At 39.2% G+C, this 15,565-nt stretch carries 13 protein-coding genes; 2 read left to right on the forward strand and 11 right to left on the reverse strand.

Annotation, left to right across the window (positions count from 1 at the left end; genetic code table 11):
• Window positions 1–178: 178 nt before the first annotated feature.
• The 7 genes from AC4IFE_RS13515 to AC4IFE_RS13545 all read right to left on the reverse strand — a co-directional run bounded on the left by AC4IFE_RS13515 (window position 179) and on the right by AC4IFE_RS13545 (window position 8,354).
• Window positions 179–1,201 (reverse strand): soluble NSF attachment family protein, encoded by a 1,023-nt coding sequence (locus tag AC4IFE_RS13515; RefSeq protein ID WP_490757695.1) that lies wholly within the window; start codon window positions 1,199–1,201, stop codon window positions 179–181.
• Window positions 1,191–2,897, reverse strand: coding sequence for an APC family permease (locus AC4IFE_RS13520; RefSeq protein ID WP_490757696.1), 1,707 nt, complete (start codon window positions 2,895–2,897; stop codon window positions 1,191–1,193). The genes AC4IFE_RS13515 and AC4IFE_RS13520 overlap by 11 nt, the downstream gene beginning before the upstream one ends.
• Window positions 2,887–5,268 (reverse strand): hypothetical protein, encoded by a 2,382-nt coding sequence (locus tag AC4IFE_RS13525; RefSeq protein ID WP_490757697.1) that lies wholly within the window; start codon window positions 5,266–5,268, stop codon window positions 2,887–2,889. Before AC4IFE_RS13525 ends, AC4IFE_RS13520 begins: the two co-directional genes overlap by 11 nt.
• The gene (locus tag AC4IFE_RS13530) at window positions 5,259–6,002 is read right to left on the reverse strand and encodes a hypothetical protein (protein WP_490757698.1); all 744 of its coding nucleotides are present in this window, start codon (window positions 6,000–6,002) and stop codon (window positions 5,259–5,261) included. Before AC4IFE_RS13530 ends, AC4IFE_RS13525 begins: the two co-directional genes overlap by 10 nt.
• Complete coding sequence (locus AC4IFE_RS13535) at window positions 5,975–7,108, reverse strand: AAA family ATPase (protein ID WP_490757699.1); 1,134 nt, start codon at window positions 7,106–7,108, stop codon at window positions 5,975–5,977. The genes AC4IFE_RS13530 and AC4IFE_RS13535 overlap by 28 nt, the downstream gene beginning before the upstream one ends.
• Window positions 7,108–7,755, reverse strand: a complete 648-nt coding sequence (locus AC4IFE_RS13540; protein ID WP_490757700.1) for a hypothetical protein — start codon at window positions 7,753–7,755, stop codon at window positions 7,108–7,110. The genes AC4IFE_RS13535 and AC4IFE_RS13540 overlap by 1 nt, the downstream gene beginning before the upstream one ends.
• Window positions 7,756–7,964: 209 nt before the next feature.
• Complete coding sequence (locus AC4IFE_RS13545) at window positions 7,965–8,354, reverse strand: VOC family protein (protein ID WP_490757701.1); 390 nt, start codon at window positions 8,352–8,354, stop codon at window positions 7,965–7,967.
• 304 nt (window positions 8,355–8,658) lie between these two features.
• Here AC4IFE_RS13545 and deoD point away from each other — a divergent pair, with 304 nt between their 5' ends.
• Window positions 8,659–9,369 carry a purine-nucleoside phosphorylase gene (deoD, locus tag AC4IFE_RS13550; RefSeq protein WP_490757702.1) on the forward strand — a complete coding sequence of 237 codons (711 nt, stop codon included), beginning with the start codon at window positions 8,659–8,661 and terminating at the stop codon, window positions 9,367–9,369.
• Between the two features lie 72 nt (window positions 9,370–9,441).
• Here the strand turns inward: deoD and AC4IFE_RS13555 are convergent, their stop codons facing one another.
• The 3 genes from AC4IFE_RS13555 to AC4IFE_RS13565 all read right to left on the reverse strand — a co-directional run bounded on the left by AC4IFE_RS13555 (window position 9,442) and on the right by AC4IFE_RS13565 (window position 12,138).
• Window positions 9,442–10,227: a TatD family hydrolase gene (locus AC4IFE_RS13555; protein ID WP_490757703.1), complete on the reverse strand. Its 786-nt coding sequence runs from the start codon at window positions 10,225–10,227 to the stop codon at window positions 9,442–9,444.
• A gap of 156 nt (window positions 10,228–10,383) precedes the next feature.
• Entirely contained in the window at window positions 10,384–11,034 is a 651-nt protein-coding gene (locus tag AC4IFE_RS13560) for a hypothetical protein (protein ID WP_490757704.1), read from the reverse strand.
• Between the two features lie 57 nt (window positions 11,035–11,091).
• Window positions 11,092–12,138: an MBL fold metallo-hydrolase gene (locus AC4IFE_RS13565; RefSeq protein ID WP_490757705.1), complete on the reverse strand. Its 1,047-nt coding sequence runs from the start codon at window positions 12,136–12,138 to the stop codon at window positions 11,092–11,094.
• Between the two features lie 265 nt (window positions 12,139–12,403).
• On the opposite strand from AC4IFE_RS13565, the gene AC4IFE_RS13570 reads away from it, so the two are divergent.
• On the forward strand, window positions 12,404–14,545 hold the full coding sequence (locus AC4IFE_RS13570) for an outer membrane beta-barrel protein (protein WP_490757706.1): 2,142 nt from the start codon (window positions 12,404–12,406) through the stop codon (window positions 14,543–14,545).
• A gap of 118 nt (window positions 14,546–14,663) precedes the next feature.
• Here AC4IFE_RS13570 and map read toward each other — a convergent pair whose 3' ends face one another.
• Window positions 14,664–15,428 (reverse strand): type I methionyl aminopeptidase, encoded by a 765-nt coding sequence (map, locus tag AC4IFE_RS13575; protein WP_490757707.1) that lies wholly within the window; start codon window positions 15,426–15,428, stop codon window positions 14,664–14,666.
• Between the last annotated feature and the right edge of the window lie 137 nt (window positions 15,429–15,565).

Consider the following 15,565-nt stretch of genomic DNA (forward strand, 5'->3'; position numbering starts at 1 on the left):
GCAAAGATATGAAAAATTGTTTTTGAGCAATGAAAATAATGTTTTTGTTCACTAATCGGGGGATTAGTTTAATTGTGAAATGATCAGTTATGGAAGATATGAGACGGTGGCTTCGAGTGCCTCAGCCACCTTACATTCTCCGGCTCTAGGAATCTTTAAATATTTTAATCTTTAAATCTTACTTCCTCAACATTTTGTTCCTTCCTGTTTTAAACCTCGAAATATCTTTCAGTATTACGTTGTCATCCGGATTGAAATATTTCAGTTCATTAATAATTTCCGACCGCGTACCCACTTTTTCTGCAATAATTTCATAGGCAATATGGCGGGTTATTGACTGTAATTTCGGATCTTTTTTAAATTCATGCTTCATGGCTTCAAGATAAATCATCTTTTTGTAGGAAGGAGTTTCCCGGTAAAGATTCTGAATTTCAGCTTCCAGTTTTTTAACGTCAAAAACATTGGCAAAGTAATTATTCAGGCAGTTGAATGCATCTTTGTCTTCGTTCCAGCCTTTCAGCAATACTTTTTGTGCTTCTTCCGGCAGCTCCATTTTTTTGCTGTATACCAAAGAAGCTTTTACCATCTGGCTGTTGGCTGTATAGTCATCTGCCACCATCTGATAGTAGCTGTGGGCATTTTTAAGATCATTGAGTTCCTTGTAAAGGTCTCCTACTTTCTCTTTCTGCTGCATTTCTTTGTACAGATCGATAGCTTTTTTGTACTGTTTTGCTTTTTCGTAACAGGAGGCTGCTTCCGATTTATTGTTTAGTTTTTTAAGATAAACCGCTGCCGCTTCATTGTAGAAACCTCCGTTTTCCAGGGTCTTTGCGCCCCGGAAACTATCCTGAAGAAGATTCATATACACTTTTGCTGCTTTTTTATAATCCTTTTCAGCGATATATTTTTCGGCAAGCTCTTCATATTTATTTCTGATTCTATCAAATAAAGAGGTTTCCAGGTAAAAATTTCCGCCTCCGGAACCTCTACGTCCGGAGTTTTTCCGGTTCCGTTCTTTATCTTTTAAAGCAGTAATCACAATCATGATTATAAAAGCCACGACAAGGAAGATCACCAGCGTTCCCACCACGCTCCAAAAGCTTTCGTGAAACAGCTGTGCTGCAATGCCAATGATCTTAAACACCGCCAGGATCATAAATGCAATCAGGAATTTGTCTATAAATTTCTGCTTATTCATCATCTTCAGGGTTTAAAATGGTTTTATCTTCGTTGAACAGGCGGTAAAGAAGAAGGATGACACAGATCACCAGGATCCATACAAACCAGTTGTACCCAAACATATTTATCAAAGGGTAAAACAGATACACCAGCATGGAAACAAGAACTGCAGACAGAATCAGCTTTACCCATAAAGGCACATTATCGCCGCCAAGGTTCAGTGATTTCCTTCTGAAAATGAAAGAATAGATCCCCACAGCTCCAAACATAAAAATCACAAGATACAGGATATCTAGAACGGAAGTTTTATTTTCTGATGTACTGGTATTTTTCTCCAAAGTCCCTATGTTGGAATCTTTAACCGGAGACGGAGGAAGGTCCGTTATATCAAGTGTTCCATAAAGCTTTCCAAGAGAATCCGCCATAAGCACCTGCTTTTTCTTTAAAACAAATTTTACGACTTCACCGTTGACCGGTTTTCCTTTGCTGTTCTGTTTGAGAGAATCCGAAATGCGGCGTTTCATAGCTGGTTCCTGCTGAACAAGATGCTTTGTTATTCTTTTTGAATACACAATTTTCAGGGAGTCCCTGCTGTTCTGTTCTCTGGCATTGAGCTTTTCGATGTCATTTCCGACTTCGCCAAGGTTTCTGCCTCCTGATTTTTTATACTGTTCCCTTTCGTTTTTGTCTTTTGACATGGCAGCGCCTGCCGCAACATATTCACTGGAAAGTTTTTTCCTTGTCTTTCCGTAAATAGAGTCAATTTTCATGTCAATATCTGTTACTCCGGACTGATAGGCGATCATGTCTGCCTGCGTTTTTTCAGTTCCGTTCATAATTTTGCCGGATGAAACGAGAAAATCTTCTTTCTGGGTTCTGTCTTTATCTGAGGGCATAAAAATTCTGAAGAGTATTGCCATCACGACAACACCCCAGAATATCCAGCGGAAATTCCGGCTCCCTGCTGTTTCTTTTTTATCGCCTGAGCCTCCGAACAGGGCACTCAGCCAGCTGTCTCCAAAAGTAAATTTTCCAAAGCCGTCACCACGGGAAGTCCCCATAATATCTAAAGGCACTCCTAATTCTACAGCTCTGTCAGGATATTTTTCAATATATTTTAAATACTTTTCAATTTCTTTTTTATTTCCTGCCATCACTTTTTTGAGGTCAAAAGGCAGGTTTTTCATCCATTCTTCTTCATTTCTCGGCTGCTGAAGGGTTGCCAGAACTTTTTCATCATCCATTTCAACAGCAAAGCTTTCGATGTGCTGTAGAGTTTTCACGCCATTCGATGGCTTTCTGACTTTGCCTTTTGTTATTTCCGGTTCCTGCAGCAGAGAAATCCAGTTTATTTCTTCTGAAAGCTTCACAAGACCAAAATCAGGATGCATAACGATATACCGTGAACCGACAGACTGCCAGTCTTCCGGGTTGATCCTGGGATAGAATACGGTATTTTCAGGAATAAAAAGTCTGTCATCAACGCATTGGAAATAAGCATTTTTCCCGATTTCCTGTGGAGCTTCATCATAAAATACAAGCAAGCATCCGTACAAGACATCAGGCTGGTCTGCCGGAATAGCATAGGATTTTACTTTATTGAGATCTATCCCCAATACTTCCATTTCATAAAGCCATACGCGGGGCGACGGGTCCTTGATCAAAAGCCCTTTTTTAGGATAGTTATTTTTCGGAAAAGGTTTTATTCTAAGCTCCATAATCCAGGATCTGATCAATAAATGCTGTTAAATACTGAGCATACATTTCTTCCATAGTCTTCACCTTCAGCAGGGTCTGTTTCGGAAGGTAATATTCCGAGCCCCCATACTCTGTATTGGTTGCTAAAGCCAAAAATCCATACTCCGTGGAAGGAATGTAAAATGTAGGAATACCGGTATTGCTGCTTTTAAAAGTAAGCATTCCGCGGGAATCTGTAATGATCTCGCTTCCGTCCTGAAATGTAAATTTGTTTTTGTTCTGTTCTGCAGGGATCTTAACCGTAAACCTGTTTTTATAAAGGTTCAGTGAGTTGTCATACAGCCTGCACAGTTCATTGCCGGAAATGACGAGATTATTATTCTCATTGATCCCTATTTTATTGAAGTTACTGATTATTTTCATGCCGCTGCGATTCAGTTTGGCAACTTCTGCTTCCGCTTTGGCTATATTTTTATCTATTTCAGCATCATCATTAAAAATGGATTCTACAGATATATTTCCTTCTAAATTGATCTTATAACGGGAAGAATTCATAGGCTGATGCAGATAAAAATTCTTTCCAAAATAGATCAGACGGTATGAGCCCGGGATATTAAACCCGGTAACATTCTGTTCGGAATATTCCTTTGTATTGAGGTTCAGCCTGGAAATGAGCTTTTTATCCGGCTGATACTGGCATAAGATAAAATGCTGCTGTTTGTTTTTGGCCAAAGCAAACTCTCCTCTTGGTTTCACAGAAATATCTTCTATCAAAACTTCGCATCCATGGTATGTTTTGTAGTAATCATAAGAGTTCCGGTCATAGTAATTATCAGAAAGATACGTTTTCAACAACTGCTTTTTCGAACTTAGAATATAGAATTCGCCTTCATAGAGAAACCGGGCAATCTTATTGGACGGAGTCGGAAACAGGATCGGATAATTCTGCGGGAGATCCGTTTTTTTACCGTTAATATTATGAGCTTTTTGTTTACGTTGTGGAGGATTGGCCCATAATTCCTGAAGCGGAAGCTTTATTTTCTGAATATGCTTACGCGCTCCTTTATGATGTTTATAAAAATTCAGTTCACCGTCTGAGGCTGTGGTTATTAGGAATTTCAGCCTGTCCCTGTTTTCGTGGATTACTTTCCGGACCTTTTCATCAGCCAGGTTTTCCTGATGGGTGATAAAAAAAACTTCAAGATCTTTCCCGGTATGTTCTTCACTAAAAAATTTTCCAAGTGCTTCTGAAACTTCAAGGACCGGGCTTACCTGATTCAGGTTTTCGATAACATTTTCCGGCTTGTCCAGGGAAATTGGTATTCCAGCCTGCCCCAAAGCAAAAACTTTACATTCGGAATGAGCTTTTGGATGTCTGATCACCGCAATAGCCGACGCAAACGCCAATACTTTAGGGGTTCCCCAGTTTTTCAGGGAAGTATCAATTAAAATAATCCGTTCAAAAATATTTTCTTCCGGCGGGATTTCTCTCTGGATATACAGTGCTTCATTATTCGCTACACGGTTCATGAAAACCTCATCATCATTAGCAAATTCGGAAAGAAGCATTCTGTGGAGATCGCCTTTATTGGCCATATCAGAAATTCCCCCGATGGGCTGTTCTCCGGGAGAAAGGTGTCTCATAGGAATTCTCAGTCCGCTCCATATTCTTTTGATCAGGCTTCCTACCTGAAATGTTTTGGGCTCTTCGATCAGCTGCTGGATAAAATCTTTATCGGTTTCTACAGTTGTCTCTTCTTCCACTACTTCGTCATCCAGTTCAGGCTCATCCATGTGATCCCTCATGGCATCAACAATAGATTGGACAGTCGGGAATTTTTCATTCAGCAGGTTGAGTGTACTCAGGTCTTTATTAATGGCTGACGGTCCTGCATATTTTTTCTCGGCACTGGTGGCCAGCATATGGGGTCTTCTGTAATAGTTGGTCAGAATCATTTCTGCCTTTCCGGCAGCGATTCTGTTGTGAGAATCCTGGAAAAGTGTCTGGAGGAGTACAATTCTGTTCTGCCCCTGTTTATAGATTTTATTTAATGATTTCAGCTTTTCAAGGAACTCGATGCTTTTTTCCGCTGTGAAATCAAAGTTTCCGATGCTGTGAAAATTGGCGGTATGTTTCAATGGGCCTGCAAAATCGGTGTATCCATCCTGCATGGCATATAAAACCATCAGCAATGCTCCAAAAGGAGGCCATCCCTGTGGCTGAAGTTCTTTCAGGATTTCCATGACATATGGTCTGTAAGCTATAGCCCCAACACCGGGAATCGAGATAAGATTATAGTCATGGTACCCGGAATCTCCGGCGATATCCTCGTCGGTCCCCCACTCCCAAAAGTAGTTTTCGTATGACTGGAAATATTCGTTTAAATCCATTCTTTTGTTTTTTCAGTAAGACGGAACGAGCTTACGGACAATGGCCGGAAATCTTCTTTTTTAATGGGAAGATAAGTACCGTCTTCATTCCATAGTAACCATTTGTCTGACTCCTTGTTATATTGCTGCCGTAAAAGGGAACTCAAATTTTTAAATTCAAAGTCAAAACCTGCAGGCAGAAGGTGGTTATCCCTGGTCCAATATGTTTTTCCGGGCAAACTCAGCAACGGTGTTCCCAGAAACAGTGCTTTATCTTCAATGACAGTCCATTCGAGCTTTTCCAACTTAAATTTCGGCTGTACCGGAATACTATCTTTTATGTTTTCAATTGCACATAATAGGGCTACAACAGGATGCTCTTCATCGCCCGGCTTTAATGTAACCATAACTTTTTCGCTGATTCCAAAATAATTATTGTTAGAAGTGGGAAAAGTAAGACGGAGTGCTTTATCTATTGGTGACCAAAGCAGAGCCGTTCTCATTTTTTTACTTGGTACCAGCGCCTCTTTTCTGAATAAAAGACCTTCACGCAATTCGTATAGTATAAAATCAGGGAGTTGCTGGATCTCTGAGGATAAAGCCTGTTCTTCTGTAAAGCCTTTCAGCCAGACTGTTTCGTCGTCCACTGCAATCTGTACATTTTTCCAGTCCCGGATGGCACCAAGGAAATCCTCATCGGCCAGGGGAAGTTCTGCAAAGAATTCTTTTACACACTTTGAAGGATTTTCTGCCATAAGCTTTCAATTTCTTGCTGAATATATTGCTTCTGCTCCGGATTTCTGATCCAGTCGCAGCGGGTCTGCAGGTATCTCAATTTATCTTTGATTACGTTCTGTTCTTCAAAACTCAGCATTCCACTGTTCCACTTTTCCACAAGGATCTTTACATCTTTCATGACATCCTCCGGGTTCGGAGTTTTGTTCTGCATAGCCTGTGGATGGGATTTTGGGTGATCATCTTTTTCAATGGTTCTGTTGATGATGCCTTCCAGAATCTCAATCTGCTCTTCTGTGTCCCAGATATGCTTCAGCACCCAAAGATCGGAGAGCACAGCTTCATTTCTTCCGCAGATTAGTGCGCTTGCCGCAATCAGGTTCTGAAGCTTTACGGCTCTACGGTCGGAAATAGTAATTCCTGTATTTCTCAGGCTGATAATTGTATTTAAATAGACTTCGTAGATGGGTCTCAGATCTATGGTTTTGCACAGGTTCTGAAGTTCCCTGATTTCCTCTGCATGAATTTCAGGAATATCGCTCTCTATTTGATTTTCCAGCTTTCTTCCGGCCAGAAGTACCTGCTGAAGCAGTTCAGGATTTACATAATCGACATTAATTCTAACCAGAAAACGGTCAAATAATGCGTTCAGGGATTCATCTTCCGGAAGAACATTACTGGCACCAACGAACATCAGTGCCGGCAGATGTTTTGTTTCTTTTCCTCGTTTAAAGATTTTTTCATTCAAAGCGGTCAGCAGTGAATTCAGGATCGCAGAATTAGCATTGAAGATCTCGTCCAGAAAAACGAGTGAAGCTTCGGGCATCATGCCTTCGGTGTTGGTGAGAAGTTCTCCTTCTTTTAGTTTACGGATATCAAACGGACCGAAAATTTCGTTTGGCTCTGTAAATCTGGTTAATAAATATTCAAAGTTTCTTCCATCTTTTACTGTTTTCGACAGTGTTCTTACGATGGCGGATTTTGCGGTACCCGGAGGTCCGTACAGAAATGCGTTTTCTTTGGCCAAGAGGCATATTCCCAACAGGTCTACAACATCATTCTTTCCTACGAAAGTATCTTTCACATAGTTGAGAACCGTATTTAGTTTTGTAATATTTTGTATCATTAATTTTCTTCGGTTATTATTTTTAACTCTCTCCAGAATGTCTCTTTATACAGACCGAATTCTGCCATAAGCAGTTGATTAACATAAGGAATTTCAGCCAGTTCATAGGCCTTTTTTTCTACGATTCTTTCGAGATATAATTTCCGGTATGTTTTATCTTTCAGTTCTTTTTCCCAGTTCACTTTTTCCAGATTAAGCGGATATCCGATTCCGGAATAATGAAACTGTACAAGAATGTCTTCCAGAATCTTCACCAACGGATCATGAGGATCTGCAGTATGCAGCAAAGATGCTATCTGTGGAAGGAATCTTAATGACAGATCAGCAGATAAAACAGAGGAAGTATCAGGTGTTATTTTCAGTTTCGGGATCAGCTTATCCAGATCTTTTGCTGTATTTTCACGGATAAGATAAAGCTGTGCACTGTAGTACAGAACTTTCGCGGCCCAAACCGCAGCCTCTTTATGACAGGGAACTTCCGGAGATAAAAATTCCAGTCTTTCTTTTTCCAATTCTGTTTCAAAATAATCACCGGCTTCCTGTTCTTCTTTTTTTGAGATCTCATGCAAATTTGAAAAAACAGTCATGCAGCCGCTTTTTCGAAGCAGAAAAATAGTGTCTAAAAATGGTGATCTGGTTTCCATCATCTAACAAAAATAAAACTATTTTGCAGAGAATAAAATTTTTTATGTGAGTGACTGGCAGCTAAATAATCTTTATGATAAATAATTCACAAAATGCCTGTTGATTAATACTTGGATGTTTTGTGCTGTATTTTTGCTTCCGCAGATTTAGCAAATGGTATCAGGTTGTTGTGTGTCATTTTAATCTTATGAAAAATTATTTCAGATAAAGGTCAATCTGTTATTTCGATAATATTGTTTTCGGGATCCAGAATAACACTTTCATAATAGCCGTCACCTGTTGTACGCGGCTCTCCGGCTATGGTATAGCCGTCTTTTCTTAAAATTTCAGTCAGTTTATCTACCTTTTCTTTGCTGCCTGTCGAGAATGCCAAGTGAATGATCCCATATTGCTGGGCATCATAAGAATTTGCACTTTCCTGAATATCCGGTCTGTTCATAATCTCGAGACGGCATCCATTGTCAAAACTTAAAAAATAAGACTGGAAATGTTTTGCAGGATTGTGATATTTTTTATTGGAAACGGCACCAAAATATTTCTGATAAAATTCTCTGATCTTCTCCAGATCTTTTACCCAGAAGGCAATATGTTCAATTTTCATTATGATTCATCTTTTAGCTTTGCTAAAGTAAGAAAGAGATGCCACCAATACTTCTTCTGTGTTATTCTCTTTTGAAACTGTATTGTCATTAATAAATATTAAGCTTCTGATTAAACCTCATAGGTTTGGAAATCTAAGAGGTCTGTTCGGAGAAGTTTTTTTCTTTTTTAACCACCCCGTCAGATCTTCGATCTGCCACCCCTCCGAAGGAGGGGAATTTGTGCTTAGAAAACTTGTCCATTGAGATACAACATTGGAGTATTCAATCTAAAAGTTGCTATCTTTGTCGCTTCAAAATAACATTATGAGTATTCACATCAGTGCAAAAAAAGGAGAAATTGCTAAAGTAGTATTGCAGCCGGGGGATCCGCTTCGTGCACAATATATTGCTGAAAATTATTTGGAAAATGCTAAACTGGTCAGCAAAACAAGAGGAATCTTTTACTATACCGGTCTTTATAAAGGTAAGGAAATCACTGTAGGCGCTAGCGGAATGGGCTTTCCGAGCATCGGGATCTATTCTTTTGAATTATTTACAGAATATGAAGTAGATACCATCATCAGAATCGGAACATGCGGGGCTTATACTACAGATCTTAAACTTTTTGATATTTTAAATATTGAAAATGCAGCGAGTGAAAGTACATATGCAAAATATGCATGGGAAATTGAAGAGGATATCCTTCCTCACCAGGGAAATATCTTCGGAACAATCAATGAAACGGCTCAGGAGCTTTCTTTAGCTGCCAAAGCGATCAATGTACACAGCAGCGATATTTTCTACAGAAAAGACCCGAATATTCCTGCCATTGCCACTAAGTACAACTGTCCGGCTGTAGAAATGGAAGCTTTCGGATTATTCGCAAATGCACAGCATTTAGGAAAAAATGCAGCTACGATTCTTACGGTAACTGATATTATTCCTACCCATGAAAAGATTTCTGCTGATGAGAGAGAAAAGGCCCTTAAACCAATGATGGAACTGGCCTTGGAATCAGCGATAAAAAGTCTTTAATAAAGAAATTAAGCTGCTATTTTGCAGTTTCGCCATAAAAAAAGAGCTTTACCTGATGAGTAGAGCTCTTTTTTATAGTTTGAAAAAATTTCTGGCGGTTTCCGTAGTTTCATGTGCGACTTCTGAAATACTCATTTTCTTCAGATGTGCAATCGTCTGTGCTACATACGGCAGGAAAGAAGGTTCATTCCGACGATTCTGTACTTTCGGCATATTTTTCGGAAGCATAAACGGGGCATCAGTTTCTATCATCATCCGGTCTAGCGGAGTATATTTTACAACGTCTTCCAACTGCTTAAATCTTTTTTCGTCACTTATCGCTCCGGTGAATCCCAGATAAAATCCTTTGTCCAGATAGATTTTAGCTTCTTCCAGCGTTCCTGTAAAACAATGGACAACCGCTTCCGGTAATTCAGATAAATATTCATCTGTAATTTCATTAAATCTTTTAAAGGCTGATCTTTCATGAAGAAAAAGCGGTTTATTGACCTCAACGGCTAATTCCAGCTGAGCCTTGTAACATTTTTCCTGAATGGGCCTCGGTGAAAAATCCCGGTCAAAGTCCAGTCCGCATTCTCCTACCGCTACCACATAATCCAATTTTAAAAGGTTTCGAAGTTCCCGGATACTTTCCTGATTCAATGATTTGGCGTCGTGAGGGTGGATTCCCGCTGTAGAAAATAAAATATCGGGGTATTCTTCTGCAATCTCAGCAGATTCTTTGCTCCCCCGTACGCTTGTCCCGGTAAGGATCATTTGTTCTACTCCATTATCCAGGGCACGGTTGATCATTTTTTCGTGTTCATTATAGAACTGTTTATTGGTTAAATTAATGCCAATATCAATGTATGTATTCATTTGTTTTTGTTTTGTTGAAGCAAAGAAAATATTGATTAGCAGATAAGGAACCTTGAAACAGGTTTCCCGGCCATTTAAAAAAATCCATAGCTTCAGTTTATCTGTGCAAAATTATCTGCACAGTACGCAGTCTTTTTACGCACTAAAATTTATATTTTAATCGTTGATAAATATTTCCAGAAAACCGATCAGCTGTTTCCCATCATGGCTCCAGCGAATCCCGTGACCTTCTTTTTCCCTGGCTTCAAAAACAAGTTCATGTTTGTAATGATAGAAAACATTCCACCAGGTTCTGTTGTCCAGAATATAGCTGATCTTCTCCATAACCTTTTCCTGTTTCTGCAGATTATTTCCTTTGATTTCGCCCCAGAATTCATCATCCATTCTTCCGATATGCTTTTCCCATGCTCTCTGCGCAATGGTAATTTCGCTGTTAAAGGGCTTCCTGCAGGCTTGCAGCAATGTGTCCCGTAAAGGCGGAATCGCATTTTCGTCACGAATGCTGGCAGAGGTAAGCCTCTGTCCTAAAATATTCAGCCAGTGTTCAAACGGAATTTTTTCAAGCGCAGCTGCTTTCACCTCATCTGTATCATTGCTCCGAAATACATTGATAAAGAGGTCAGAACTTTCTTTTCTGTCTGTTTTAATTTCTTCATTAAAATAGGGAAGCTCCCATTCCAGCGTGTTATTCCGAAATTTCAGGATATTATCTTCTATAATCTGCAGATGCTCTACGGCAAGAACTGCCTGATATTTTTCTTTCCAGGGATCTGAAATTAGTGGAATACAGGATTTAAACATATCCATTTACAGATATTTTATAAGATTGATATACAGAATCAAGATTGTTTACAAAGCTCCGAATTACATCAATTCTTCCCACCATTTTTTCCATCGTATCTTTCCCAGCACATCCAGGTCTACTTTTTCTCCGATCATCGGATGGGTAACCGGTATGTTGTTTTCTTCTGCATATTTTGAAACAAGCTCCAGGGGTTCAAACCAGGGATGCTGGGCCAATTTAAATTTTGAATGATGGACCGGAATAAAGTTCCCGGCTCTGAGTTCCTGCACTTCTTTGATGATCTGTTCCGGAAGGCTGTGGATGTAAGGCCATTTTTCATTATACTGACCGCATTCCATCACCGCAAGATCAAACGGTCCGTATTTCGCCCCGATCTCTGAAAAGTGATCTCCGTAACCACTGTCGCCACCTAAGAACAATTTTTTAGATGGGGTCTGTAATACAAAGGAGGTCCACAGTGAGATATTCCGGTTCAGGAGTCTTCCCGAGAAATGTCTTGCAGGAGTCAGTGTAATGGTGAAACCATCTGCCGGATGAATGCTGTCCCACCAGTTTTTTTCAATAATTTTTTCGGGATCCCATCCCCAGTACTCGAAATGCTGCCCTGTCCCCAGTCCGCATATCACCTGATCTACTTTGTCTTTGAGTGCCTGGACCGTGGAATAATCCAGGTGATCCCAGTGATCATGTGAAATCAGGAGGAAATCTATGTCCGGCATATCTTCAGGCTTGTAATGATCTGATCCGGAAAAGGCTTTTATTGAACCCGGCATTGGTGAGGCATTTCCACTGAAGACAGGATCTACAAGGAATTTTTTGCCATCGACCTGGATAAAGTAAGAGCTGTGCCCGAACCATACGAGAACATTTTCTTCCGGTTTAAGGTTTTTCAGATTTGTGATTACAAATGGAATGGGTGTTTTGGGAGTTGCATTTTCTATTGTACATAATGCCTGCAGGAGTAATTTGGTCATACTTTCTCCTTCCAGTAATGCGGGTGTGGGAAGTATATTCTGAAATTTCCCGTGGATATAGTTGGTCAGCGTACTGAAATAGGTTTTTCTTTTCTCGTTGGGAAACTGTCCCATTTGTTTCTTTAAATTCATTTCACTGTTTTTTGCTCTGAATCGATCTGGTCATTAAGATGTATCAGATGAATAAATATAAGAATAGATTTTCTTATTTATATGAATCAACGAATAAAGGGCGTATTTTACTTTATATGGCCACATATCTTTTTACACAAGGCCCTGGCTTTCATAGTATGATTTTCATAAAAATGATTACATAAATTAATTTTTTTAATTATTTCTTAATACGATGTAACAAATCTTCTTCAATAACTGTCTTATTGGTGAAATATCACTTTGAATGAAAATAATTATATCTTCAGCTGCATTATTAATAGGTTCTTTAACATTTGCACAAGTAAAAAATGACACCATCAAGGAAAAGGAAAATAAGATTGAGGGAGTTACGTTAACAGCAAGAAAACCTACTGTAGAATCTAAGGTAGACAGAACAGTGTTTAATGTATCCAACAGCTCTATACTTGCAGGAAATACAACCTGGGATGTCCTTAGAATGACGCCTTTGGTGAGCATTGACAATAATGATGCTATAAAAGCGGAGGGCGAATCGGTGACGGTTTACATCAATGACAGAAAGTCTGTTTTCACAGGGAAAGAATTAAAGGAATACCTGAAAACCATTCCCGCGGATAACCTGATGAAAATTGAGGTGATCACAAGTCCGTCATCCCGTTACGAAACAGCCGGATCGGTCATTAATATCGTGCTCAAAAAGAGAGATGATGAGGGTATGAAGGGCAGTATCACCCTCAATAACAGGCAGAATACTAAGAATTCTCAGTATACCAATCTTAATCTTAATTATCATAAGAAAAATTTCACACAAACGCTTGTCGGAAGCTACAGCGACAACACCTGGGCACAGAAAAGCCTATATATCAACTCTTTATACAAGGATAATGATGTTACCCAAACCAATAATGAAAACATAAGCAGAAATAAAAGCCCTTCCCTTTCCTCAACATCTGAATATGAGCTGAATGATAAAAATAATATAGGGCTTATCCTTGAATATTATCAAAGCAAAAATTCCACAACCTCGGATTCTGACTTCATAAGGACAAAGAATGATCTGCTGTTCGATTCTTATCACCAGGATCAGGATGCAACAGGGCGTAACCGCACACTGGGAACGAATGTCTTTTATAAATATTACGATAAAGAGAAAAACAGGATATTGGATGTCAATTTAGTAGCCAATTACAATTCCCAGGAAAATACAAATGAGTTTCTAAAAACATCCAACATAACACCGGATGTGAGCTTGCTAGGTCTGAATTCTCACGAACAAACCCGAAACTATTATTTAAAAGTAGATTATACACAACCCCTTGGAAAGGGCGGAAACTTTGAAGTGGGTGGAAAAATGGATTTCAATAACAATGTGATTCCTAATAATCTGTCCGGGAACAACGCAGATAACCTCCGTCCGAACGATGTGTTCCATTACGAAGATAATATTAATTCCCTGTATGTAAACTACAGCAAAACTTTCTTCGAAAAGCTGGAAACAAGAGTGGGAGTCCGTTATGAACACATCGATTATAAAATGAGACAGGATATAGCCGGCACGGAAAGAAAAGATTCTTACAGTACTCTGCTTCCCAATTTACTGGTGAAATATTCTTTTTCGGATAAATATGATCTGAGCTTGACCTATAACCGTAATCTCTGGCGTCCGTGGTATTCGGAATTTAATCCTTTTCTTGTCCCTACCAATGACGGAACGTACTCACGCGGAAACATGGACCTGGAACCCAACCCGAGCCACAGGCTTTATATGAAATTCGGGATCCTGAAAAAGTATTTTCTTTCAGCCAGGTATATGTATACTGACAGGGATTACTGGACATCTATCGCAGAGGAAAACGGCAGAACGGTCAGCCTGCCTGCCAATTTCAACGGAAAGGTGCAAAAGTATTATCTGTTTGCGAATACCAACCAGACTTTCCTGAAAAATAAAATGAATGTGAATGTGGGTGTTGGATGGTACTATATTGACAATCATGACTTCAACGAAGTCAATAATCTGAAGGGTAAAAATTATATAAGCTATCTGGGCGCTTCGGCCAACCTGTCGTACACCAACCTGTTTAATAAAAATATTAACCTGAGTGCATGGGTAGAGCTCTCCAACCAGAACAACGGAAACTCATATGCGAACAAAACGAATATCTTCCATAATATCTCTGCCACCAAAATATTCCCTAAAACACAGATGGAGATAAGCCTTCAGCTGATGAATATTTTCAGCAGACCCAATTTTGATTCCACTAGCTTCAGCCAGGTCGGAACCAACAGAAGCTCTACCAGATCCGACTGGTATGGATTTTCACTTACTTTTGTGAAACGTTTCGGAAATCAGAAAGTAAAAGGAAATACCAAGACGGATGTAGAGAAAAATAGCGGCGGAGGAAAATAAAAATAAAAAATCAGTGGTGCCAGCCTGCTTGCAAACATATAAGTTAACAAGAATAATAGCTAAAAAAGACACTTGCATTGATGTAAGTGTCTTTTTATTCTATATGAAGAGTAAATTCTTAGTTCAGGATTTCATTCATCTGTGTTAAAATGATGGGTTTTCCATCCGTCACCACAATGGTATGTTCGTGCTGTGCCATATACCCTCCTTTGTTCCCTACCATAGTCCAACCGTCATTGAGTTCTACAGCTAAGTTTGAAGAAGTTGAAATAAATGTTTCGATAGCCACCACAGAATTCTTCTTGAACCGTCTGGAATCGAAACGGTTTTTATAATTAAACAGCTCATCAGGCTGCTCATGTAAGCTTTTCCCAACACCATGCCCGGCAAGATTCTTAATCACTTTAAAACCTCTTTTCTTAGCTTCAGTTTCCATCAGAAATCCAATATCAGCTATTTTTACGCCTCCTTTTATAGAATTGATGGCTTTCTGTAAAATATCTTTGGAAGCATCTACCAGTTTTTGATGGAAATTAATATCTTTTCCAATGATAAAAGAACCTCCGTTATCTGCCCAATATCCGTTAAGCTCTGCTGAAACATCAATGTTAATAAGATCTCCTTCTTTTAAAATCCGTTCATCGGTCGGAATACCGTGACAAAATTCATTATCTACACTGATACAGGTCCAGCCCGGAAAACCATACGTTAAATAAGGAGCTGATTTTGCACCGAAACCGGAAAGAATCTTAGCCCCGTATTCATCAATTTCTTTTGTCGTCATGCCGGGTTGGGCATAATTAATCATTTCTTTTAAGGTATAGGCTACAGCTTCACTCACTTTCTGCATTCCTGCCAATTCATGTTCATTTGTTATTGACATTGTTATTTCTTTTGGTTATATGAATTTTTTTTCACGAGTTTAATACCCTTTGAAAACTACAAAGTTAAGGATTTGAAATTATTTGCCTCATCGTATAAGTGTATCATTTTTTTCACCACAGAATCAAAACAAATATT

Source organism: Chryseobacterium sp. UF-81 (assembly GCF_058245105.1).